18 protein-coding genes are annotated in these 24,322 nt (G+C 73.1%); 15 read left to right on the forward strand and 3 right to left on the reverse strand.

Annotated elements, in window-relative coordinates:
• From ACIF8T_RS10055 to ACIF8T_RS10075, 5 genes are all read left to right on the forward strand, one after another.
• A partial coding sequence (locus ACIF8T_RS10055) for an alpha-glucosidase C-terminal domain-containing protein (protein WP_400033127.1) occupies positions 1-636 on the forward strand: 636 nt, incomplete at its 5' end.
• Complete coding sequence (gene treS / locus ACIF8T_RS10060) at positions 633-2,351, forward strand: maltose alpha-D-glucosyltransferase (protein ID WP_400033129.1); 1,719 nt, start codon at positions 633-635, stop codon at positions 2,349-2,351. The genes ACIF8T_RS10055 and treS, both read left to right, overlap by 4 nt.
• Positions 2,352-2,379: 28 nt before the next feature.
• Complete coding sequence (locus tag ACIF8T_RS10065) at positions 2,380-3,741, forward strand: maltokinase (RefSeq protein ID WP_400033131.1); 1,362 nt, start codon at positions 2,380-2,382, stop codon at positions 3,739-3,741.
• A 2-nt stretch (positions 3,742-3,743) separates the two neighbouring features.
• A complete protein-coding gene (glgB, locus tag ACIF8T_RS10070; protein WP_400033133.1) occupies positions 3,744-5,951 on the forward strand; it encodes a 1,4-alpha-glucan branching enzyme in 2,208 nt (735 codons plus the stop codon).
• Between the two features lie 132 nt (positions 5,952-6,083).
• Positions 6,084-7,172, forward strand: coding sequence for a glutamate--cysteine ligase (locus ACIF8T_RS10075; RefSeq protein WP_400033135.1), 1,089 nt, complete (start codon positions 6,084-6,086; stop codon positions 7,170-7,172).
• 36 nt (positions 7,173-7,208) lie between these two features.
• On the opposite strand, the gene ACIF8T_RS10080 is transcribed toward ACIF8T_RS10075, so the two are convergent.
• Entirely contained in the window at positions 7,209-7,445 is a 237-nt protein-coding gene (locus ACIF8T_RS10080; protein ID WP_400033137.1) for a DUF6480 family protein, read from the reverse strand.
• A gap of 154 nt (positions 7,446-7,599) precedes the next feature.
• On the opposite strand from ACIF8T_RS10080, the gene ACIF8T_RS10085 reads away from it, so the two are divergent.
• The gene (locus ACIF8T_RS10085; RefSeq protein ID WP_400033139.1) at positions 7,600-9,522 is read left to right on the forward strand and encodes an AMP-dependent synthetase/ligase; all 1,923 of its coding nucleotides are present in this window, start codon (positions 7,600-7,602) and stop codon (positions 9,520-9,522) included.
• 97 nt (positions 9,523-9,619) lie between these two features.
• Here ACIF8T_RS10085 and ACIF8T_RS10090 read toward each other — a convergent pair whose 3' ends face one another.
• Positions 9,620-9,907, reverse strand: a complete 288-nt coding sequence (locus ACIF8T_RS10090; protein ID WP_400033141.1) for a DUF4190 domain-containing protein — start codon at positions 9,905-9,907, stop codon at positions 9,620-9,622.
• A 497-nt stretch (positions 9,908-10,404) separates the two neighbouring features.
• Between ACIF8T_RS10090 and ACIF8T_RS10095 the strand changes: the two genes are divergently transcribed.
• The gene (locus ACIF8T_RS10095; RefSeq protein ID WP_400033143.1) at positions 10,405-10,839 is read left to right on the forward strand and encodes an ATP-binding protein; all 435 of its coding nucleotides are present in this window, start codon (positions 10,405-10,407) and stop codon (positions 10,837-10,839) included.
• A gap of 98 nt (positions 10,840-10,937) precedes the next feature.
• Here ACIF8T_RS10095 and ACIF8T_RS10100 read toward each other — a convergent pair whose 3' ends face one another.
• Positions 10,938-11,309, reverse strand: coding sequence for a PRC-barrel domain-containing protein (locus ACIF8T_RS10100; protein WP_400033145.1), 372 nt, complete (start codon positions 11,307-11,309; stop codon positions 10,938-10,940).
• A gap of 536 nt (positions 11,310-11,845) precedes the next feature.
• Here ACIF8T_RS10100 and ACIF8T_RS10105 point away from each other — a divergent pair.
• From ACIF8T_RS10105 to ACIF8T_RS10140, 8 genes are all read left to right on the forward strand, one after another.
• Complete coding sequence (locus ACIF8T_RS10105) at positions 11,846-16,117, forward strand: HAMP domain-containing protein (protein ID WP_400033147.1); 4,272 nt, start codon at positions 11,846-11,848, stop codon at positions 16,115-16,117.
• A gap of 256 nt (positions 16,118-16,373) precedes the next feature.
• The gene (locus tag ACIF8T_RS10110; protein WP_400033903.1) at positions 16,374-18,743 is read left to right on the forward strand and encodes a SpoIIE family protein phosphatase; all 2,370 of its coding nucleotides are present in this window, start codon (positions 16,374-16,376) and stop codon (positions 18,741-18,743) included.
• Positions 18,744-19,047: 304 nt separating this feature from the next.
• On the forward strand, positions 19,048-19,440 hold the full coding sequence (locus tag ACIF8T_RS10115; RefSeq protein WP_400033149.1) for an STAS domain-containing protein: 393 nt from the start codon (positions 19,048-19,050) through the stop codon (positions 19,438-19,440).
• A gap of 224 nt (positions 19,441-19,664) precedes the next feature.
• Positions 19,665-20,561: an STAS domain-containing protein gene (locus tag ACIF8T_RS10120; protein WP_400033151.1), complete on the forward strand. Its 897-nt coding sequence runs from the start codon at positions 19,665-19,667 to the stop codon at positions 20,559-20,561.
• The gene (locus ACIF8T_RS10125) at positions 20,558-20,977 is read left to right on the forward strand and encodes an STAS domain-containing protein (protein ID WP_400033153.1); all 420 of its coding nucleotides are present in this window, start codon (positions 20,558-20,560) and stop codon (positions 20,975-20,977) included. The genes ACIF8T_RS10120 and ACIF8T_RS10125 overlap by 4 nt, the downstream gene beginning before the upstream one ends.
• A complete protein-coding gene (locus ACIF8T_RS10130) occupies positions 20,977-21,414 on the forward strand; it encodes an anti-sigma regulatory factor (protein ID WP_400033155.1) in 438 nt (145 codons plus the stop codon). The genes ACIF8T_RS10125 and ACIF8T_RS10130 overlap by 1 nt, the downstream gene beginning before the upstream one ends.
• Positions 21,414-22,517, forward strand: coding sequence for a SpoIIE family protein phosphatase (locus ACIF8T_RS10135; protein WP_400033157.1), 1,104 nt, complete (start codon positions 21,414-21,416; stop codon positions 22,515-22,517). The genes ACIF8T_RS10130 and ACIF8T_RS10135 overlap by 1 nt, the downstream gene beginning before the upstream one ends.
• Positions 22,514-24,259, forward strand: a complete 1,746-nt coding sequence (locus ACIF8T_RS10140; RefSeq protein ID WP_400033159.1) for a PP2C family protein-serine/threonine phosphatase — start codon at positions 22,514-22,516, stop codon at positions 24,257-24,259. The genes ACIF8T_RS10135 and ACIF8T_RS10140 overlap by 4 nt, the downstream gene beginning before the upstream one ends.
• Positions 24,260-24,322 lie beyond the last annotated feature (63 nt).

Consider the following 24,322-nt stretch of genomic DNA (forward strand, 5'->3'; position numbering starts at 1 on the left):
GCCGCGAGCTACATGCGGCCCAACTTCTTCCCCAACACCCCCGACATCCTGCACGCCTACCTCCAGCACGGCGGCCGGCCCGCCTTCGAGGTCCGTGCCGTGCTCGCCGCCACCCTCTCCCCCTCCTGGGGCATCTACAGCGGCTACGAACTGTGCGAGAACATCCCGCTGCGCCAGGGCAGCGAGGAATACCTCGACTCCGAGAAGTACCAGCTGCGCCCCCGCGACTGGGAGGCCGCCGAACGCGAGGGCCGCACCCTCACCCCGCTGATCACCCGGCTCAACACCGTCCGCCGGGCCCATCCGGCCCTGCGACGGCTCAGGAACCTGCGCTTCCACCACACCGACAACGACGCGCTGATCGCGTACAGCAAGCGCACCGGGGACGACGTCGTGCTGGTGGTCGCGAACCTCGACCCGCACCACGCCCAGGAGGCCACGGTCTCGTTGGACATGCCGCACCTCGGACTGGACTGGGGCGAGTTCACGCCGGTCCGCGACGAACTCACGGGTGAGTCCTACCTCTGGGGCCGGACCAACTACGTGCGCCTGGAGCCGGGGCGGGCTCCCGCGCACGTCCTCCACGTCCAGTTGCCGCCCGCCGCGTCGCGAAACGGAGGGGCAGGAACGCCATGACCGTGAACGAGCCCGTACCGGACACCTTCGAGGACACTCCCGCGAAGGACCGGGACCCGGAGTGGTTCAAGCGCGCCGTCTTCTACGAGGTCCTCGTCCGCTCCTTCCAGGACAGCAACGGCGACGGCGTCGGCGATCTCAGGGGCCTGACCGCCAAGCTCGACTACCTGCAGTGGCTGGGCGTCGACTGCCTGTGGCTGCCGCCGTTCTTCAAGTCACCGCTGCGGGACGGCGGCTACGACGTCTCCGACTACACGGCGGTGCTGCCCGAGTTCGGCGACCTCGCCGACTTCGTGGAGTTCGTCGACGCCGCCCACCAGCGCGGCATGCGCGTGATCATCGACTTCGTCATGAACCACACCAGCGACCAGCACCCGTGGTTCCAGGAGTCGCGGAAGGACCCCGACGGGCCCTACGGCGACTTCTACATGTGGGCGGACGACGACAAGGGCTACCCGGACGCCCGGATCATCTTCGTCGACACCGAGGTGTCCAACTGGACCCACGACCCGGTCCGGGGTCAGTACTACTTCCACCGCTTCTTCTCGCACCAGCCGGACCTCAACTACGAGAACCCGCGGGTCCAGGAGGAGGTCCTGGCCGCCCTGCGCTTCTGGCTGGACCTGGGCATCGACGGCTTCCGGCTGGACGCGGTGCCGTACCTGTACGCGGCCGAGGGCACCAACTGCGAGAACCTGCCCGCCACCCACGAGTTCCTCAAGCGGGTCCGCAAGGAGATCGACGCCCAGTACCCGGACACCGTGCTGCTGGCGGAGGCCAACCAGTGGCCCGAGGACGTCGTCGACTACTTCGGCGACTACGCCTCCGGCGGCGACGAGTGCCACATGGCGTTCCACTTCCCCGTCATGCCGCGCATCTTCATGGCCGTGCGCCGCGAGTCCCGCTACCCCGTGTCGGAGATCCTGGCCAAGACCCCCGCGATCCCGTCCGGCTGCCAGTGGGGCATCTTCCTGCGCAACCACGACGAGCTGACCCTGGAGATGGTCACCGACGAGGAGCGCGACTACATGTGGGCGGAGTACGCCAAGGACCCCCGCATGCGCGCCAACATCGGCATCCGGCGCCGGCTCGCCCCGCTGCTGGACAACGACCGGCACACCATCGAGCTGTTCTCCGCCCTGCTGCTGTCCCTGCCGGGCTCGCCGATCATCTACTACGGCGACGAGATCGGCATGGGCGACAACATCTGGCTCGGCGACCGGGACGCGGTGCGCACCCCGATGCAGTGGACCCCGGACCGCAACGCGGGCTTCTCCACCTGCGACCCGGGCCGCCTCTCCCTCCCCACGATCATGGACCCGGTCTACGGCTACCAGGTGACCAACGTGGAGGCGTCGATGGCCTCGCCGTCGTCGCTGCTGCACTGGACCCGCCGCATGATCGAGATCCGCAAGCAGAACCCGGCCTTCGGCCTCGGCTCCTACACCGAACTGCCGTCGTCGAACCCGGCGGTGCTCGCCTTCCTGCGCGAGTACGAGGACGACCTGGTGCTCTGCGTGAACAACTTCGCGCGGTTCGCGCAGCCCACCGAACTGGACCTGCGGGAGTTCGCCGGGCGCCACCCCGTCGAGCTGTTCGGCGGGGTGCGCTTCCCCGCCATCGGCGAGCTGCCGTACCTGCTGACCCTCGGGGGCCACGGCTTCTACTGGTTCCGGCTCACGCGAGTCGCATCCCGCATCGGCCGACGACTGTGAGCATGCGCCGACGAAAGGAGGCGTGACCATGCCGAAGACCGCATCCCTCCGCCCGGACCGCACGCGCCTCGCCGAGCCCCTGGAGTCGCTCGGCGGGCTGCTGCGCGAGTGGCTGCCGCGGCAGCGCTGGTTCGCCGGCAAGGACCGGCCCGTGACCGACCTCGGTGTGCTGTCCATGACCGAGCTGTTCCCGGGCTGCCTGCACCTGCTGGTCCACGCCGGGCACGGCGGCGTGCCCGCCCCCGGCGGCGCGCCCCCGGCCGGCGACTGCTACCAGCTCCTGCTCGGCGTCCGCGAGCACCCCTCGCCCCGGCTCGGCCGGGCACTGATCGGCCGGGTGCAGGACGGACCGCTGGCCGGCCTGACGGTCTACGACGCGCTGCACGACCCCCGGACGACGCAGCTGCTCCTGGAGCGACTGCGCGAGCCCGGCACGGCCGGCCCGCTGCGCTTCGAGTGCGACCCGGACCAGCACGTGCCCGCCGGCCTGGTGCCGCGGCTGCTGGACGCCGAGCAGTCCAACTCCTCGCTGGTGTACGGCGACGAGTACATCCTGAAGGTGTTCCGGCGCATCCAGCCCGGCGTCAACCCGGACCTGGAGGTGCCGGGGGCACTGGCCCGCCAGGGCTGTCACCGGGTGCCCGCGCCGGTGGCCTGGTTCCAGACCAAGCACCCCTTCAGGGCGACGCTGGGCGTGCTCCAGCCCTACCTGCGCGACGCCTCCGACGGCTGGACGCTCGGCCTGAACGCGCTGGCCGCCGCCGACGACTTCACGGCGGAGGCCCGCGCGCTCGGCACGGCCACGGCGGAGGTGCACCTCGCGCTGGCCTCGGCGTTCCCGGTCGGCGCCCCCGGCGAGAACGCGCGCACGGCGGACGCGATGAACGAGCGCCTGACCGCCGCCGCGCACTGCGTGCCGGCGCTCCAGCCGTTCGTCCCGGGCCTGCGCGCCGCCTTCGCGGCCCTCGCGACCTGCGACGCCGGGCCGCCCGCCCAGCGCATCCACGGCGACCTGCACCTCGGGCAGGTGCTGCGGGCCGGCCGCGAGTGGTTCGTCATCGACTTCGAGGGCGAGCCGTCCCGGCCGCTCTCCGAACGGCGCAGCGCCCACTCCCCCGTGCGGGACATCGCCGGGATGCTGCGGTCCTTCGACTACGCCGCCCGGCAGCGCCGCCCCTGGCGCCCCGAGTGGGCGCGCCGCTGCCGGGAGGCCTACTGCGCGGGCTACGCCGCCCGCGCGGGCTGGGACCCGCGCAAGAAGCACGGCCTGCTGCGCGCCTACGAGACGGACCGGGCCGTGTACGAGGTGCTGTACGAGGCACGGCACCGCCCCGACTGGCTTCCCGTACCCATGGCGGCGATCGAGCGCCTCGCCGTGAGAGGAGACTGACCATGGCCCTGCGCGACACGTCGCTGCCCGAGCCGTCCGGCCCCGTCCCGAGCCGGGCGGCGCCGCCGCTGAGCCCCGAGGACCGGGGGCGCCTGCTGGCGGGCTCCCACCACGACCCGCACGCCCTGCTGGGCGCCCACCCGGTGCCCGGCGGGACCGTCTTCCGGGCGCTGCGCCCCTTCGCCCGCGCCGTGAGCGTGGTGGTCGACGGGCGGCGCACCCGGCTGGACTCGGAGGGCGACGGCCTCTTCTCCGGGGTCCTCCCGCTCGCCCCGGTCCCCGCCTACACGCTCGCCGTGGCGTACGAGGAGGGCGAGCTGGAGGTGCACGACCCGTACCGCTTCCTGCCCGCGCTCGGCGAGCTCGACCTGCACCTGATCCGTGAGGGCCGCCACGAGGAGCTGTGGAAGGCGCTGGGCGCGCAGCCGATGACCCACCAGGGCGTGGCCGGCACCCGCTTCACCGTCTGGGCGCCGAACGCGCAGGGCGTGCGGGTCGCCGCGGACTTCACCCACTGGGACGGCACGCAGTTCCCGATGCGGTCGCTGGGCGCGTCCGGGGTGTGGGAGCTGTTCGTGCCGGGCGTCGGCGAGGGCACGGCGTACAAGTTCGAGATCACCTCCCGGTACGGCCACCGCTTCCTCAAGGCCGACCCGATGGCGCGCCGCACCGAGGAGCCGCCGAACACGGCGTCGATCGTGACGGCCTCGCACTACGAGTGGGGCGACGGGGAGTGGATGGCGCACCGCGGGGACACCCCGGTGCACGAGGCGCCGTTCTCGGTGTACGAGGTGCACCTGCCGTCCTGGCGTCCGGGGCTGACCTACCGGCAGCTCGCCGACGAGCTGCCCGCCTACGTCAAGGACATGGGCTTCACCCACGTGGAGCTGATGCCGGTCGCCGAGCACCCCTTCGGCGGGTCCTGGGGCTACCAGGTCACCGGCTTCTACGCGCCGACGGCCCGGCTCGGCACCCCGGACGACTTCCGGTACTTCGTCGACGCCTGCCACCGGGCCGGCATCGGCGTGATCATGGACTGGGTTCCGGCGCACTTCCCGAAGGACGACTGGGCGCTGGCCCGGTTCGACGGGGACCCGCTGTACGAGCCCGGGGACGCGCGGCGCGCGGAACACCCGGACTGGGGCACCTACGAGTTCGACTTCGGGCGCACCGAGGTCCGCAACTTCCTCGTGGCGAACGCCGTGTACTGGTGCGAGGAGTTCCACATCGACGGGCTGCGCGTCGACGCGGTCGCCTCCATGCTCTACCTCGACTACAGCCGCGAGGACGGCCAGTGGGAGCCCAACGCGTACGGCGGCCGTGAGGACCTGGCGGCCATGGCGTTCCTGCAGGAGATGAACGCGACGGTCTACCGGCGGGCGCCGGGCGTGGTCACCATCGCGGAGGAGTCCACCGCGTGGGGCGGGGTGACCCGGCCCACCGACACCGGCGGCCTCGGCTTCGGCCTGAAGTGGAACATGGGGTGGATGCACGACTCGCTGGAGTACGTCGCCCACGAGCCGGTGCACCGCAAGTACCACCACCACGAGATGACCTTCTCGATGGTGTACGCCTACAGCGAGAACTACGTCCTGCCGATCTCGCACGACGAGGTCGTGCACGGCAAGCAGGCCCTGGTGTCGAAGGTGCCGGGCGACTGGTGGCAGCGGCGCGCCACGGTCCGCGCCTACCTCGCCTTCATGTGGGCCCACCCCGGCAAGCAGCTGCTGTTCATGGGGCAGGAGTTCGCCCAGGGGGCGGAGTGGTCGGTGGAGCACGGGCCGGAGTGGTGGCTGCTCGACGAGGGCTACCACTCGGCCGGCGACCACCGGGGTGTGCGGGACCTGGTCCGGGACCTCAACACGCTCTACCGGGCGACCCCGGCCCTGTGGCAGTACGACACCCGCCCGGAGGGGTTCCGGTGGGTGGCGGTGGACGCGGCCGACGACAACGTCTTCGCGTTCCTGCGGTACGACGCCCAGGGCGACCCGCTGCTCGCGGTGTCGAACTTCTCCCCCGTGGTGCGCGAGGACTACCGCCTGGGCGTGCCGGACGACGTGGTCGCCTGGCAGGAGGTCCTCAACACCGACGCGGTCCGCTACGGCGGCAGCGGCGTCGGCCTCGCGGACCCGGTGAAGCCGGAGGACGGCCGGCTGCGGATCACGCTGCCGCCGCTGGCGACGGTGTGGCTCAGGCCCCTGTCCCCGTGAGGCCCTCTCTCTGACGCCCTCTCTCTGAGGTCCGACGACGCCGCCAGGTGTCCCGCGCTCCGAGCGGGGCATTCGGGGTCGTACGGCCGAGGACATCTCGGCGTCGCGGCAGTCAGAGAAAGGCGGCATCACGTGCGCACCGTCGGAGTGGAGGAGGAACTCCTCCTGGTCGATCCGGAGACCGGCGATCCGCGGGCCCAGTCCGCAGCGGTGCTCGCCCGTGCCGAGCACGACGACGCGGACCAGGACGTGTTCGAGAAGGAACTCCACGAGCAGATGCTGGAGTTCGCCACCCATCCGCAGTCGTCCATGGACGAGCTGCGCGCGGAGATCGGCCGCTGCCGCAAGGAGGCCGCCCGGCACGCCGGCGACATCGGCTGCACCGTGGCGGCGCTGGCCACCTCCCCGCTGCCGGTCAGCCCCGCCGTGAGCCTGAACCGCCGGTACCAGTGGATGGAGGAGCAGTACGGCATCGCCACCCGCGAGCAGCTCGTCATGGGCTGCCACGTGCACGTCTCCGTGGAGTCCGACGACGAGGGCGTCGCGGTCGTCGACCGGGTGCGGCCCTGGCTGTCGGTGCTGGCGGCGCTCAGCGCCAACTCCCCGTTCTGGATGGGCAAGGACTCGGGCTACAACAGCTACCGCAGCCGGGTCTGGCAGCGCTGGCCGTCGGCCGGCCCGACCGAGATCTTCGGCACCGCCGAGCAGTACCACCGCAGGGTCGCCGACATGGTGGCCACCGGGACCATCCTCGACGAGGGGATGATCTACTTCGACATCCGGCTGTCCCAGCGCTACCCGACGGTGGAGATACGGGTCTCCGACGTCTGCCTGCACGCGGACACCGCCGTGCTGATCGCCACCCTCGCCCGCGGGCTGGTGGAGACGGCCGCGCGCGAGTGGCGGGCGGGCGTGGAGCCCGTCGACCACAGCGTCAGCCTGCTGCGGCTGGCCGGCTGGCGGGCCGCCCAGGCCGGCCTGACGGGCGAGCTGCTGCACCCGGCGACCATGCGGCGGATGCCCGCCGAGGTGGTCGTGCGCTCCCTGCTGGACCACGTGGGCGAGGCGCTCGGCGACACCGGGGACCTCGAGCGCGCCGAGCGGGCCGTCGCCGGTCTGCTGCGGGACGGCAACGGGGCACAGGTGCAGCGCGCCCTGCTGGAGCGCACGGGGAGCCTGCGGGACGTCGTCACGGAGTGCGTGCGGCACACCCAGGAGTGAGACGCCCCGCGGGCGGGTTCCCGGCCGGGGCCGGGTTCAGAAGATCAGGACGAGGGCGTACACGAGGAAGAAGGCGGCGACCAGCACCACCAGGCCGAGGATCAGCGTCAGCGGTGCCTTGGCCCAGCCCGTGGGCGGGTTGTGCGTCTCCTGGGGGCCGGCTTCCGGCATGCTGCTCTCCGCCGGCGGGGTCTCCCCCGGCGGAACGCCGCCGCCCGGTTCGAGGCCGGTGCTGCGTTCGGGTTCGGGATCGGGACTGATGTGCTGACTCATGCCGTTCCGAGTCCCCCGATCCGGCCGAGATCATCAGGACGGGGACGACTTCCGCGATCGCTGCCCCGCGGCGGCCCGGCTCGGCTACATTCGAGCACCGCCGATGACGGGACTCTTCGGCGCCGTCACGCCCCGTACACGTCAGGAGCAGTGCATGCGCGACCTCGCTCCGGCTTCCCCGGCCGCCCCACCCCCGGCCGCCCCGCCCCTGACCGGCGGGCTCGCCGACCGTCTGTTCGAGACGGCGGACCGGAGCCCCGCCCTGCCGATGCTCGCCCGCCGTCCCGACCCGGCCTCCGCCCGGTGGGAGGAGGTGACGGCCGTGGAGTTCCGCGACGAGGTGGTGGAACTCGCCAAGGGGCTGATCGCGTGCGGGATCGCGCCGGGCCACCGGGTGGCCGTGATGGCGCGCACCCGGTACGAGTGGACGGTGCTGGCGTACGCGCTGTGGTCGGTGGGCGCCGAGGTCGTCCCGATCCATCCGGCGTCGTCGCGGGACCAGGTGGAGTGGATCCTGCGGGACGCGGGCTGCGTGGCCGTGGTGGTCGAGGACGAGCAGGGCGTGATGACCGTCGGCTCGGTGTGCGCCTCGCTGCCGCTGCTGCGGCACGTCTGGCAGCTGGACGCGGGCGCGCTGCGGGAGCTGGTGGCGCGCGGCACGTACATCCCGCTGGCCACGGTCGACTCGATGCGCCGCATCGTGCTGCCGGACTCCACGGCCGTCATCGCCTACACCTCCGGCACCACCGGCCACGCCATGGGGTGCGCGCTGAGCCACCGCAACCTGGCCGCCCCCTGCGACACGCTGCTGGCCGGCTGGGGCCACACGGCCGCGCCGCCCGGCGAACAGGGCTCCGTCCTGGCCTTCCTGCCCTTCTCCCACGTGTACGGCCTGATGATCCAGGGCATGTGCGTGCGCGGCGGCCTGCTGATGGGGCACGAACCCGACCCGAGCGGAGAGGCCCTGACGTCGGCCCTGCGCACCTTCCGGCCGACGTACCTCTACGGCGTCCCGTCGATCTTCGAGAAGCTGTACAAGACGTTCCTGCGCACGGCCCAGCAGGCGGGCCGGGGCGGGCTGTTCGAGCGGGCCGCCGGCACGGCGCGGGACTTCGCCGCCGCCGTGGAGCGGCAGCGGCTGGGCAGCGGACCCGGGCCCGGCCTCGACCTGCGGCTGCAGCACGCCCTGTACGAGCGCACGGTCTACCGCAGGCTGCGCGAGGCGCTGGGCGGCCGGATCGTCCGGGCCACCTCGGGCGGCTCCACGCTCGACCGCGACCTGTCCCTGTTCTACGAGGGCATCGGCCTGTACGTGCACGACGGGTACGGCCTGACGGAGACCGGTGGGGGCGTGACCATGCAGCCGCTGGGCCGGGAGAAGTCCGGGACCGTAGGCCGGGCCCTGCCGGGCACGGAGATCCGGGTGGCCGGGGACGGGGAGATCCTGGTGCGCGGACCATCGGTGTTCCAGGGCTACCTGGGCGACGAGGCCGCGACGCGGGCCGCGCTGCGGGGCGGCTGGCTGGCCACCGGGGACCTGGGGCGGCTGGACTCCGACGGCTACCTGACGATCACCGGCCGCAAGAAGGACGTCATCGTCACGAGCGGCGGCACGAGCGTGGCCCCGGCGCTGCTGGAGCAGCGGCTGCGGATGCACCCGCTCATCCACCAGGCCGTGGTCGTCGGCGACGACCGGCCCTGCGTGGGGGCGCTGATCACCCTGGACCCGGAGTTCCTGGCGCACTGGCGGGCGGCGGTGGCGTGGCAGGGCGACGCCCCGCTGCGCGAGGCGCGGGAGGAGAACGCGCTGCGGGAGGAGGTCGCCCGGGCCGTGGCCGCGGCCAACAGCGCGGTGTCGCGCGGGGAGTCGATCCGTGTGTTCCGTGTCCTGCCGGAGCCGTTCGACGTGGCCAACGGGCTGCTGACGCCGTCGATGAAGCTGCGCCGGGACGAGATCGTGCGGCGTTACGCGGTCGAGATCGACGCGATGTACCGGTCCCGCGGGCGGCCCGGGCGGCCGGCTGCCGTGGCGGAGGACCCGGCGGTCTGGGACGACTCCGACAACGTGTTCCGGTGACGGGCGACCGGGGCGGACGGCAGGGGCGCCCGCCGGTCTCGACCGGCGGGCGCCCCTGCGGTGCACCCTGGGCTGCCGTGTGATCCGGACTGCCGGATCAACCGCCCACGTACCAGGTGAAGCCGCCGTTGGCGGCCGAGACGGCGAGCAGAATGCCGAAGACGACCAGGTCGACGATGCCGAGCGCGATACCGGCCTTCGCCATGCCCGCCCCGCCCTTGGCCGGTGCCTGCCGCATTCCGACGGCGCCCAGCACGATCGCGATCGGACCGAGAATCACGTTGAAGATGAACAGTCCGACGATTCCGCAGATCAGACTCGCGATGGCCAGACCGTTGGTGCGCGACCTGGCGGACGCGGCAGAGGAACTGCCGTAACTCGTCATCAGAATCTCCCGGTTTCGGGTCGGTGGACCAGCGCGCGTTCCACCGCGGAACGCGCTTGTGTGTTTCCCGTGAAAGCGGGTGCCCCTCAACTGGCGCCATAATCCGGGGAATTCGCGCGGCGGCCGCGTTTCCGGGAAATCCGGTGGGCCGAAATTCGGGAATATCAGATTCCGTTTCCCGTGTCCGCCGCCGCGCGCCCGGACGGCATTCCCGCCGGCGGCGTCTTCGCCCCGGATCCCGCCACCCGGCCGCGCCGCCCGCCCTAAAATTGCCCCGCCCCGCGCCGGAACCCGCGGGCGGGCGCTCGACGCTGCCCCGTGACGCACTGGGTGACGCACCCCTCACGCAGTGCTGCACGGCCCCCGGCGGCCGGACCCCTGTTCCGCATCGGCCCCGGCAGACGGGCGCGTAGGGTCCGCCAGCACGGGAACTAACAGACGAAGGGGACGCAAGAGGAAGGTCGACAGCCCTGCTGACGCCGGGCCGGGAAGGCGAGATGGCAACCGAGCCGCGTTGGGACAAGACACTGGCTTCCGAGGAGATCACGAGCCGCGTCGCCAGCTTCTCAGGTGAGCTGCACGACGTGACCGATGCGCGTCTGGTCGCGGAGGAGTTCCTCTTCGACCTGGCACGCGTGTCGGCGCCGTCCGCACCTGAGCACTGGGACGACATCCTGTTGGTCGTCACGGAACTGGCCGCGAACGCGGTCCAGTACGCACCGGGGCCCTTCCAGCTGCGGATGCGCAGGACCTTCGACGGCGTGCACGTGGTGATGCACGACACCAGCACCACCGAACCCGCGCCGCGGCCGTTCCACCCGAGCAGCGGCGGGGGCGGCATCGGCTGGCACCTGATCCACACGCTGTGCGACCAGGTGAGCGTCGTGACGAACGAGCGGGGCAAGGACATCCACGTCTTCCTGCCCTGGTGAGGCGGGGCGCCCCCACGCCGGAGCGGACGGCGGCCCCGGACGGGCGTGCCGCCGCCCTGGCGGGGCGACGGCGGCAGCCCGGCGGTCCGGCTCCGCGCTCAGCTCGCGGACGGCTCGCGCGGCGGGAGCCTGTGGTAATAGTCACCGACGGCCGTCAGGTACGCGGGGTCCATGGTCTCGCTGTCGGTCCGGAACCGGGGCGCGGCCTTGACCTCCCCCCGCGTGCAGGCCACCGTTATCCTCCGTTCCGCGGTGTCGATCCCCGTGACGACCCCGACCGGCACGAGGACGCTGCGGCCGAACACCCAGACGCCCGTGTCGACGACCAGGTGCCGCATGCCGTGGTGGTCGGCCTGCCGGTCCACGTGGCCGATCGTGCCGTCGTCGGCGACGACGGTGTAGCCCGTCAGGTCCCGCCCCTCGACGTGGCCACTGCCCGGCGCGTACGACCAGATTCTGTCGATGGGCACGCTGTTCCTTCCCTCCCGGTGGGTGACGAGTAGCGGACCGGACGGGGTCGGTCTGGGTCCCGCCCGGCTCCACAGCAGCCAAATACCCTCCTGGAGCAAGCGCATTCGGAGTACACCGCCGTACCGGCCGCCTTTCGGCGACGGCTCCGGGCGCGGCGCGCCGGCTCCGCCGCGGCGCCCGGGCCCGGGAGCGTCCGCCGCGCGCCGGACGGGCGCGGGCGACCGTGCCGGGGCGGTCGCCCCGGGCACCGGGTTCCCGCCTCCGACAGGCGGTCCCGGCCGTGGCCGAAACTTGCTCGTGTACCCCGCTCGAGCCGGGGCATGCACGCCTCACGCCACTTCCTTCCCCGGGACCGGGAGGCCGGCGCCACGCTTTGTTCCACACCCGGCACGTGGGTTAGCCTGCGGCGTATTTCTCATCGCGCAGTTCCGTGAACTGCGGAAATGCAGACATGACGCGCCGGGCCGCACAGCAGCCCGGAGGGGTGCCGAGTTCTCGGTCGCGAGGACTCCTGGGGAGCGGAACGAGGGTGCGCATGACCAGCGACAGCACCGGGGTCACCGAGGCGGTCCCGGCGGACCAGGAGTTGCGCAGACTCCTGGCGGGCCTGACGGCCGTCCGGGACGGAGACTTCGGCACACGCCTGCCGGACGACGCCGACGGACTCATGGGCGACATCGCCAAGGTCTTCAACGGCATGGTGGACCAGTTGTCGGTCTTCACCTCCGAGGTCACCCGGGTCGCCCGCGAGGTCGGCACCGAGGGGACGCTCGGCGGGCAGGCCCAGGTGCCGGGGGTCTCGGGCACCTGGGCGGACCTGACCGACTCGGTCAACGCCATGGCGGGCAACCTGACCACACAGGTCCGGGACATCGCCCAGGTCGCCACGGCAGTGGCCAAGGGCGACCTGTCGCAGAAGATCGACGTGCCCGCCCGCGGCGAGATCCTGCAGCTGAAGGAGACCGTCAACACGATGGTCGACCAGCTGTCCGCCTTCGCCGACGAGGTCACCCGCGTCGCCCGCGAGGTCGGCAGCGAGGGACGGCTCGGCGGCCAGGCACAGGTACCGGGGGTCGCCGGTGTCTGGCGCGATCTGACCGACTCGGTGAACCACATGGCCGGCAACCTCACCGGCCAGGTCCGCTCGATCGCGCAGGTGACGACGGCCGTGGCGCAGGGCGACCTGTCGCAGAAGATCACCGTCGACGCGCGCGGCGAGATCCTGGAACTGAAGAACACCATCAACACGATGGTCGACCAGCTCTCCGCCTTCGCCGACGAGGTCACCCGCGTCGCCCGCGAGGTCGGCACCGAGGGCCGCCTCGGCGGCCAGGCGGACGTGAAGGGCGTCAAGGGCACCTGGCGCGATCTGACCGACTCCGTGAACTTCATGGCCGGCAACCTCACCGGCCAGGTCCGCAACATCGCGCTGGTGGCGACCGCCGTCGCCAAGGGCGACCTGTCGCAGAAGATCACCGTCGACGCGCGCGGCGAGATCCTGGAACTGAAGAACACCATCAACACGATGGTCGACCAGCTCTCCGCCTTCGCCGACGAGGTCACCCGCGTCGCCCGCGAGGTCGGCACCGAGGGCCGCCTCGGCGGCCAGGCCCAGGTGCGGGGGGTCTCGGGCACCTGGAAGGACCTCACCGACAACGTCAACGTGATGGCGTCGAACCTGACCGGGCAGGTCCGCTCCATCGCCCAGGTCGCCACCGCCGTGGCGCGCGGCGACCTCTCCAGCCGGATCACGGTCGAGGCCAAGGGCGAGGTCGCGGCGCTGGCCGAGGTCATCAACACGATGGTCGACACGCTGTCGGCCTTCGCCGACGAGGTCACCCGCGTCGCCCGCGAGGTCGGCACCGAGGGCCGCCTCGGCGGCCAGGCGCACGTGCCGAACGTGGCGGGCACGTGGAAGGACCTGACCGACAACGTCAACTCCATGGCCAACAACCTCACCGGCCAGGTGCGCAACATCGCGCTGGTGACGACCGCCGTGGCCCGCGGTGACCTGTCCAAGAAGATCGACGTCGACGCCCGGGGCGAGATCCTCGAACTCAAGACGACGATCAACACGATGGTCGACCAGCTCTCCGCCTTCGCCGACGAGGTCACCCGCGTCGCCCGCGAGGTCGGCACCGAGGGCCGCCTCGGCGGCCAGGCCGAGGTGGAGGGCGTCTCGGGCACCTGGAAGCGCCTGACGGAGAACGTCAACGAGCTGGCCGGCAACCTGACCCGGCAGGTGCGCGCGATCGCGGAGGTCGCGAGCGCCGTCGCCGAGGGCGACCTGACCCGCTCCATCACCGTGGAGGCGTCCGGCGAGGTCGCCGAGCTCAAGGACAACATCAACTCGATGGTGGAGTCCCTGCGCGAGACCACCCGGGCCAACCAGGAACAGGACTGGCTCAAGACCAACCTCGCCCGCATCTCCGGCCTGATGCAGGGCCACCGCGACCTGCCCGTGGTCGCGGAGCTGATCATGGACGAGCTGGTCCCGCTGGTGGCGGCCCAGTACGGCGCGTTCTACCTGGCCGAGGACGGCGACAAGGGACCCGAGCTCCGGCTCGTCGGCTCCTACGGCTACCCCGACGACAGCAGCCGGCCCACCCGCATCGCCTTCGGCCGCACCCTGGTCGGCCAGGCCGCGCGCAGCCAGCGGGCCATCGCGGTGGACGACCTGCCGCCGGACTACGTGACCATCTCCTCCGGGCTCGGCCAGGTGGTGCCGACCGCCCTGGTGCTGCTGCCCATCGTGGTGGAGGGGCAGGTCCTCGGTGTGATCGAACTGGCGTCGGTGACCCCGTTCACGCAGACCCACCGGGACTTCCTGGACCAGCTGATGGAGACCATCGGCGTCAACGTCAACACCATCGTGGCCAACGCGCGCACCGACGAGCTGCTGGCCGAGTCGCAGCGGCTGACCGCGGAGCTGCAGGCCCGCTCCGCGGAGCTCCAGGTGCAGCAGGAGGAGCTCCAGCGCTCCAACGCCGAGCTGGAGGAGAAGGCCTCGCTGCTGGTCGCGCAGAACCGGGACATCGAGGCGAAGAACCTGCAGATCGAGCAGGCGCGCCAGGAACTGGAGGCCCGCGCCCAGCAGCTGTCGCTCGCCTCGAAGTACAAGTCGGAGTTCCTGGCGAACATGAGCCACGAGCTGCGCACCCCGCTCAACAGCCTGCTGATCCTCGCGCAGTTGCTCGCCCAGAACCCGTCGCGCAACCTCACCCCGAAGCAGGTCGAGTACGCGCAGATCATCCACTCCGCGGGATCGGACCTGCTGCAGCTGATCAACGACATCCTCGACCTGTCGAAGGTCGAGGCCGGCAAGATGGACGTCACCCCCGAGCGGGTCGCGCTGCGGCAGCTCATCGAGTACGTCGAGGCCACCTTCCGGCCCATGACGATGCAGAAGGGCCTGGAGTTCACGGTGGCCACCGCGCCCGGGGCGCCGGCCGACCTGCTCACCGACGACTCCCGGCTGCGGCAGGTGCTGCGCAACCTGCTGTCGAACGCGGTGAAGTTCACCGAGCGGGGCAACGTGGAGCTGCGGGTGGAGCCCGCGCAGGACGGCGAGGTTCCCGAGGGCGTCATCCGCGGCAGCACCGTGGTCGCCTTCCGGGTGAAGGACACGGGCATCGGCATCCCCGAGCAGCACCTGGAGACGATCTTCGGGGCCTTCCAGCAGGCCGACGGCACCACCAGCCGCAAGTACGGCGGCACCGGCCTCGGGCTGTCCATCACCCGGGAGATCGCCCATCTGCTCGGCGGCGCCGTCACGGTCGACAGCACGCCGGGCCAGGGCAGCACCTTCACGCTGTTCCTGCCGGTCGCCCGGCCCGACTTCGAGGAACTGATCAGCCGCACCCGCGCCCCCGAGCGGATCGCCGCCGACCCGCTCCCCGACGAGGTGCCCCGCCTGCTGCCGGCCGCGGAGTCCGGCACCGGTGAGCGTCCCCGGCGGCTGCTGGTCGTCGAGGAACGGCCGCGCGGTCTGCTGACCCTGGTCGCGGAGAGCGTGGTCACCGACCTGGCGCACGGCCGGGACGACGGCTCCGCCCGTCCCGCGGTCGACATCATCACCGCCGTCGGCGCCCAGGAGGCGGCCGGTGCGCTGGCCTCCGAGCCGTGCCACTGCGTGGTCCTGGAGCTGGGCATGCCGGACGCGGAGGCGTCCCGGTTCCTGGACGCCCTGCGGGGCGACTCCGCCCTGGCCAGCGTCCCGGTGCTGGTGCACAGCGGTCACCGCACCGACCTGGCGCTGGAGGAGTCGCTGCGCTCCCGCGCGGAGGGCGGGGCGCTGGAGTTCCTCTCCAGCCTCGACGAGCTGCGCGAGCGCATCGCCCTGCACCTGTCGGCGGAGGAGCCCGGCGACGTGCTCTCCCTGGTCCGCCCGGACGAGCCGCAGCGCCTGGTCCCGCAGCCGGTGGACGACTCGCTCGCCGGCCGCACGGTGCTCGTCGTCGACGACGACGCCCGCAACCTCTTCGCGCTCAGCGGCATCCTGGAGCTGCACGGCTTCCGGGTGCTGCACGCGGAGAACGGCCGCAAGGGCATCGAGACGCTGACGAACAACCCGGACATCGCGCTCGTCCTGATGGACGTGATGATGCCGGAGATGGACGGCTACACCGCGACGGCCGAGATCCGCAAGATGCCGCAGTACGCCGAACTGCCCATCATCGCCGTGACTGCGAAGGCGATGCCGGGGGACAGGGAGAAGAGCATCGCGTCGGGCGCCAGCGACTACGTCACCAAGCCGGTCGACACACAGGACCTGATCGCCTGCGTCCGGCGCTGGCTGCCCGCATGAGCACGCCCGCGCCGTCCGCCGGCCGCACCGGCCGGGCGGGCGGCGCACGGCGCCCCACGTCCGCTGTCCCAGGGCCCTCCAGCCGAGGAGCATTCCCACTGTGAGCAACCCCGAGCACCCGCGCGAACCGGACCACGGTGAGTCGCAGCTCGACTCCACCGGCCCCCAGGCCGGTGAGCCGCGGCTCGACCTCGCCACCGAGGAACCCGGCGACGCGCTGGCGTCCGCCTACGCGGCGTTCGCCTCCGCCACCGACCTGCCGCGCGCGGACCTCGGAGGCGTCTCCCCCGCCTCCCCCGTCGGCAGACTGGCGGCCACGGTGGAGCGGCTCAGCCGTGAGGTGCGGGCGGCTCAGGCGGAGGCCGAGGGGCGCGCTCTCATAGAACTCGCCAAGGGCATCCTCGTCGAGCGCCTCCAGTGCGGTCCGGCGCAGGCCGCCCGCCAGCTCGCCGAGCTGACCGAGCAGGCCGGCATCACGCCCCTGGAGTTCGCGGTCGAGGTCATCAACCAGGCCGCCCGGGACAGGATGTCCGAGGTGACCGACGCGTTCCTCGCGGCCACCAAGGCCGCCGAGGAGGCGGAGGCCGCGGAGCTGGAGTCGGCGGCCGTGCGCCTGCGCGCGGCCGAGAGCGGCGCGCTGGCCGCCAACGACACCCAGGCCGTCGCCGACTCCCTGCTGGAGCAGGCGCTGCGCCCGCTCGGCGCGGTGGCGGTGGCCATCTGGGCCGCCGGGTCGGACGGCTCGCTGACCCTGGCGGGCAGCGCCGGGTTCTCCCCGGCCGAGGCCGCGCGCTGGCACTACGTACCGCCGGACGTGGCGACGGTGGCGCGCCGGGGCCTGACCGAACGGGCCGGGCAGTGGATCACGTCGCTGGAGAGCACCGGGCTGCCCAGCATCGGCCGGCACCTCCACCCGGAGGGCGGCCGGGCGGCCGTGCCCGCCGGCACCGGGGGGCGCCTGCACGGCGTGCTGGAGATCGTCTGGCCCACACCGCTGGAGCCCCAGCCGCCGCAGATCGTCCGGCAGGTGGAGGCCCTGGCCGAGCTGTGCGCCCACACCCTGGAGTCGTACACGCTGCCGCCCGGGGCCTCCCACGAGCCGCGCATCCTGCCGGACGCCGCCGAGCTGATGGACCTGGCCGACGGGCTGCACGACCCCGCCCTGGTCCTCGTCCCGCACCTGGACGCCGGCGGGAACCTGGTGGACTTCCGCATCCAGCACGTCAACAACCGGTTCCTGGACCCCGCCGGGCGGCCGCGCGCGGTCGTCAACGGCGCGCTGCTGCTGGAGGCCTTCCCGATGGCCGCCGGCGACAGCGAGCTGTTCCAGAGCGTGGAGCGGGTGTACGCCACCGGTGAGCCGTTCCGGGCGCAGCGCATGCAGCTGACGGCGCTGGTGGGCCAGGTGCCGCTCTCGGCGGTCGCGGACATCAGCATCAGCCGGCACGGTGCGGGCGTCCTGCTGATCTGGCGCATCGAGGACGAGACGGCGCGGCTGGCCAGTCTGCTGCAGCACGCCCAGCGCCTCGGCCGGATCGGCGGTTTCGAGGAGAACCTGCTGACCGGGGAGATCACCTGGAACGGGCAGCTGTTCGACCTCTACGGGCGTCCGCAGTCCAGTACGCCGGTCCCCCTGGAGGAGCTGCCCGCGCACGCCCACCCGGACGACGCCGCCACCATCCGGCGCTTCCTGCGCACGCTGCTGCACCACCGGCGGCCGGCGTCCGCGGCGTTCCGGCTGCAGCGGCCCGACGGGGTGACCCGGCACATCCGCGTGGTGGCCGAGCCGGTCCTGGACACCGACGACCGGCTGCTCGTGATCCGCGGGGCCTACCAGGACATCTCCGCCCAGCACTGGACCGAGGTGGCGCTCGCGGCGACCCGGGACCAGCTGGCGCACACCGAGCAGCACGCCACCGAACGCGACCGGCTGGCCCTGCAGCTGCAGCACGCCATCATGCCGCCCACCCAGGCGCCGTTGCAGGTGCCCGGCCTGAGCGTGGCCGTCCGCTACCGGCCCGCGGAGGCCGAGCAACTGGTGGGCGGCGACTGGTACGACGCCGTCGTGCTGCCGTCCCGCATGGTCCTGCTGTGCGTGGGCGACGTGGCCGGCCACGGCATCGAGGCCGCGACCAGCATGGTGGTGCTCCGCAACGCGCTGCGCGGCCTGGCCGTCACCGGCGCCGGTCCCGGACAGCTGCTGTCGTGGCTGAACATCGTGGCGCACCACCTGACGGGCGCGGTCACGGCGACGGCGGTGTGCGCCCTGTACGACCCGGAGCGGCGCACGCTGCGCTGGGCCCGGGCGGGGCACCTGCCGCCCGTCCTGGTCCGCGACGCCGGGGCGGCCCCCCTGCCGCTCGTGAAGGGCCTGCTGCTGGGCGCGCTGCCCGAGGTGGTGTACGAGGAGGCCGAGGTGCAGCTGTCCACGCAGGACATCCTGCTGATGTACACCGACGGCCTGATCGAGCGCCGCGACCGCTCGGTGGAGGAGTCCCTGACGCACCTGCTGACGACCGTGGCCACGGCGCCCAGCGGTCTGGACCAGCAGCTCGACCGGCTGCTCACCCACAGCCGGTCGGACACGGACGACGACACCTGCATCGTGGGCATCCAGGTCGGGTGACACGGCGCGCACCGGTGCGCGAGGCACGGGTGTGAGAGGAGGGACGCGGGATGCGGTGCCGTGCCATGCATGAAGGAGCCGTTCGGGGGTAATCGCGGCTGCGCGGTGAGACACGGCCCGCACGTGAGGGGGAGAGCATGGGATCCGGCAGCCGGGAACGGTGCCGCCGACCCGTGGCGGAGAGACTCCCCCGCACGTCGGTGCCGATGAGATGTTGATCACCGCGCACGTCCGTGTGCGGAGGGCGTCACCGCCGTACACAGGGGTAACCAGCCCTGGCCGTCAGCTCTTGTGGGAGGTACTCGTGCCCATTGCCCAGAACCCTCTTTCCGTCGAGGTGTCCCTGCCCCGCGACGATGTCGCGCTGCTCAAGGTGGAGGGGTACCTGGACGTCGACACCGCGACGGAGTTCCAGCACCACCTGGCGAACCAGCTCCACCACGGCAGGCGGCACTTCCTGCTGGACCTGACGGCGGTGCCGTTCATGGACTCGTCCGGCATGAACATCATCCTGCGCGTGTACCAGGAGGCCCGCGAGCTGCCGGGCAGCGTGCACATCATCTCCCCCACCCCGGCCGTCCAGCGCATCCTGGACCTGACCGGCGTGAGCATCACGGTGCCGATATCGCAGAGCGTCGAGGAGGCCCTCGCGCGCGTCGACGCGCAGCCGGCCGTCCGCGAGGAGCCCGAGTCCTGAGCGGTGGCCCACCGGCCGCGTACCGCACTGCCGTTCGCCCCGTCGCACGCACGTCGCAGCGGCGACCGGACGGGCCGCAGCCCGACCGGGCCGCTTGTGCGGGACGAGGTGTCGGGCGAGATCGGCCCATGGCTAGAGTGGTCGCCCGGCAGGAGTCACATCGCCGTCTCGTTGCCTCCAGCGGGTTCGGTGCGACGCAACGACGATGATGAGGAGAGAAGCAGGTGCCGGAGCACGAAGCGGAGGGCCAGCCCGCCACGCCGACCCAGGACGTCAGGGACTTCCTGCGGCGCCGCCGGGAGCAGATCGCCCAGCGGTGGGCGGACGAGCCCTTGTTCCGCACCGTGTTCACCGTCTCGCGCGACGAGGCGGTGGAGGCGGGCAGGGTCGTGGTCGACGCGCTGGCCGAAGTGGCGGCCGCGGGCCGGGTGGAGGATCCGGACGCCGCCGGGTTCTCCGGGGTGCGCGAGCAACTGGGCCGGATGAGCGCGGCCCGCGCCCGGGCCGGGCTGTCCACCACGCAGGTGTCCGCGGAGCTGGCCGCGCTGCGGCCCCCGGTCGACAACCTCCTGGTCGCCGACCTGGAGCAGGCGCCGGCCGAGCGGCTGCGGGCGTGCTCGACCGCCCTGACGGCGCTGCTGGGCACCCTGCGGCTGGTGGCCATGCAGACCGCCCTGAGCGAGAACCAGGCCCTCATCGACCGGCAGCGCCTGCAACTGCTGGAGGTGGCCACGCCCGTCATCCAGCTGTGGGACGGCGTCGTCGCCGTGCCGCTGATCGGGACCCTCGACAGCGCCCGCAGCCAGGTCGTGATGGAGACGCTGCTGAACGCCGTCGTCGACCAGCACGCCCGCTTCGCGATCCTCGACATCACCGGGGTGCCCACCGTCGACTCGCTGGTCGCCCAGCACCTGATGAAGACGGTCGCGGCGGCCCGGCTGATGGGCGCGGAGTGCATCGTCTCCGGCATCCGTCCGGCCATCGCGCAGACCATCGTCCACCTCGGCCTGGACCTGGACGTCCTGACCCGGGCGAGCCTCGCCGACGCGCTGGCGTACGCGCTGCACCAGCTCGGCGCGGACATCGTGAGCGCCACGCCGGGCGGTGCGGGGCAGCGGTGAGCGACGCGTTCCCCGTCCCCGTCCCCGGCCACGTGCCGGTCCTCCGGCTCGGCGACGTCCTGCTGGTCACCCTGCAGGGAGACCTGCACGACAGCACGGCGCAACAGCTCCAGCAGGACCTCGCCGAGACCATTTCCCGCACGGGGGTGCGCGGCGTCCTCCTCGACATCTCCGGCGTGGAGATCGTGGACTCCTTCCTCGGCCGGGTGCTGGCCGAGATCGCGGCGCAGGCCGGCCTGCTGGCCGCGCGCACCGTGGTGGCCGGCATGCGGCCGGCGGTCGCCATCACCCTGGTGGAGCTGGGTCTGACGCTGCCCGGTCTGCGCACGGCACTGAGTACCGAGGCGGCCATGGAGCTCCTCACGCAGCACACCCCCCAGTCCCGCTCCGGCGGCACGCGCCAGGAGAGTCCGTGATGCACACCGCCGCGGGTGTCGACGCCTGCCTGCCCATCCGGTCCGACATGGACCTGGTGTGGGTGCGCCAGCACGTACGGCAGGCCGCCGCCCGGCTCGGCTTCGGTCTGGTGGACCAGACCAAGCTCGTCACCGCGGCCAGCGAGCTGGCCCGCAACACCCTCGTGCACGGCGGGGGCGGACAGATGGAGGCCGCGCACGTCACCCGGGGGGCCACGCACGGCCTCCGGCTGACCTTCACCGACCAGGGGCCCGGCATCCCGGACCTGGACCGCGCGCTCACCGACGGCTACACCTCCGGCGACGGTCTGGGGATGGGCCTGGGCGGCGCGCGGCGCCTGGTGCACGACTTCGCCGTCGAGAGCACTCCGGGAGCCGGCACCACCGTGCGGGCGACGTCGTGGGTGGCGGTGCCGCGTCCGCGCGAGGAGGCCTGATGCCGCGTGTGTGGGACGTCCCGGTCCACGACTCGACCCGGGTGCGCGACGTCCGGGTGGCCGCGGAGGCCGCGGCCACCCTGGCCGGGCTCGACGACCGGCGCTGCGCCGCCGCCGCGCTGGTCGCGACCGAGCTGGCCACCAACCTCCTGAAGCACGCGGCGGGCGGCCAGGTCCTCATCGACGTCGTGGTCCCGGCCGTCCTCGGGCCGGGCCGGGACGACGCCCGGGTCGTGCAGGTCGCCGCGCTCGACCACGGGCCGGGCATCCCCGACGTCCCCGCCGCGCTGCGCGACGGCTTCACCACGACCCGCTCGCTCGGCGCGGGTCTGGGCACGTGCCTGCGTCTCGCCGACGACTTCGACCTGTACAGCGCGCCGGGCCGGGGGACGGTGGCGGTGGCCCGGGTCGGCGGCGTGCGCGCCGACGGGGTCCCCGTGGCCGCACCGTACGGCCAGACGCCGGGCGGGGACGCGCAGGACCCCGGCGCCGCGGGCGTCCGGGCGGGCGGCGTGAACATCCCCTTCGCGGGAGCCGAGTACTCGGGCGACGCCTGGACGTGCGTCCGGACGGACGGCCGGATGACGCTGATGCTGGCCGACGGTCTGGGACACGGTCCGGAGGCGGCGCGCGCCTCGACCACCGCCGTGGAGGCCCTGCGCGAGGCCGCCCACCTGACGCCCGCCGAGGCGCTGCGGCGGCTGCACGGGGCGCTCGGCGGCACGCGGGGCGCGGCCGTCGCCGTGGCCCAGCTCGACACCCGTGCCGAGCGGCTGCGGTTCGCGGGGATAGGGAACGTCGGGGCCCGGCTGCGCGAGGGCGGCACCTGGCGGTCGCTGCTGTCCCGGCCCGGCATCGTCGGCGTCCACCGGCCCGGCACGCTGCGCGAGGAGGACCTCGCCTGGGGCGCGGACCGGCTGCTGATCCTGCACACCGACGGGCTGCCCAGCCGGTGGATCCCGCCGTCGGACCCCGGTCTGCTCGCCTCCGACCCGGCCGTGACGGCCGCGGTGACGATACGCGACGCCAGCAGTCCCGCCCGCCCGGTGCGGGACGACACAGCCGTGGCCGTGCTGACCCCGACCCCGCCGGACCGCCCATGAAGCGCACTTGGCAGATCTCCACCGTCACCGACGCGGCGCAGGCCCGCATCGCCCTGGCGCGCCTGGCCGCCGCGTACGGCGTGCCCGCCGTCGAGCGCAGCCGCCTGGCCGTCACGCTCAGCGCCCACCTGCGCCAGTGCCTGACCAAGGGCGGCACCTGGCGGCTCGCCCTCACGGCGGTCGGCGCGCCCGGCGAGGAGGGCCGGCTGCGCGTCGTGGTGACCCCCGCGCCGGAGGCGTGCGCCGCCGGTGAGCCGCCCTGGGAGCTCACGGTGGCCTGCCCCGAGACGGGCGAGGTGCCCGAGCCGGGCGCCGGGGCGGAGGACGCCGAGGCACTGGCGGAGGCGCTGCTGGGCGCCGACGAGGACACGGCCGTGGTGCTGGACAAGCTCACCGAGCAGGAGGAGCTGGTCGCCTTCCACCGGGAGGAGCTGCACCAGACCAACCAGGGCGTGCTGGCCCTGCACGCCGATCTGGACGCGGCGGGGCGGGCCCAGCGGGAGGCGTTCGCCGCCGAGCGGCGGGCCCGCACCGAGGCGGAGAACGCCCGCCGCCGGCTGACGTTCCTCGCGGACGCGAGCGCGGTGCTGACGGCGTCGCTGAACCACGACGAGATCGTGCGCCGCCTGCCGGACCTGCTGGTGCCGGAGTACGCGCGCAGCGTCGACGTGTGGCTGTTCGAGAGCGACGACGACCGGTACCGGCCCACGCCCCACCCGGCCGCGGCCGTGATCGCGGCCCGCACCGGGCGGCCGCAGTACGCCGCCGACCACCCCGGCGGCCTGCCCGGCGTGGACGACCAGCCGCCGTCGGCGCTCGATCCCGGCCGGCCCCTGCTGTGCGTGCCGCTGCCGACACGGCGCGCGCCGCTGGGGGTGCTGACGCTGTCCCCGCCCGGTGAGCGCTGGGACCCGGACGACGCCGTGATGCTGATCGAGCTCACCCGCCGGGCCAGCATCGCCATAGACAACGCCCGGCGCTTCGAGCACAACCGCGACATCGCCGAGACGCTCCAGCGCGCCCTGCTCACGGACCTGCCCGCCACCCCGGGACTGCGGCTGGCCGCGCGCTACCTGCCGGCCACCCACGGGCTGAACATCGGCGGTGACTGGTACGACGCCTTCCGCCAGCCGGACGGCAGCCTGATCACCGTGGTCGGCGACGTGACGGGGCACGGACTGCACGCGGCCGTGATGATGAGCCAGCTGCGCACCGCGCTGCGCGCGTACGCCGTGGACGGCGGCAGCCCGGGGCGGCTGCTGACCCGGCTGCACATGTTCCTGCACCATCTGCAGCCGGATCTGTACGCCACGGCGGTCATCGCCCGCTTCCATCCCGACGACCCCACCCTGACGTGGGCGGCGGCGGGTCATCCGCCGCCGGTGCTGCGCACCGCCGACGGCCGGGTGCAGACCCTGGACGCCAAGCCCGGCGCGATGCTGGGCATTCCGCTGACGCAGGAGATCGCCGACCACACGGTGCGGCTGTCGCCGGGCTCGACGCTGGCCCTGTACACGGACGGGCTGGTGGAGCGGCGGGCCCTCGGGATAGACCCGGGCATCGAGCGGCTGGCGTCGGCGCTCGGCGCGTTCGGCCCGGCAGAGCTCGACGCGGACCTGGAGGACGCGGCGGACCGGATCCTGCATCCCCTGCTGAGCGACTCCCAACGCGACGACGACGTCTGCCTGCTGCTGTGTCACCTGCACGGCGGGCCGGGCGCGGAGGCCGGGCAGCCGTCCTGAGCAGGGCCGCGGGCCGTCCCGCCCGCGGTCGCGGCGCGCCGCCGCCGGTGCGCCGCGGGCACC

Origin of the sequence: Streptomyces sp. NPDC085946 (genome assembly GCF_044540485.1) — a bacterium.
Lineage (GTDB): Bacteria > Actinomycetota > Actinomycetes > Streptomycetales > Streptomycetaceae > Streptomyces.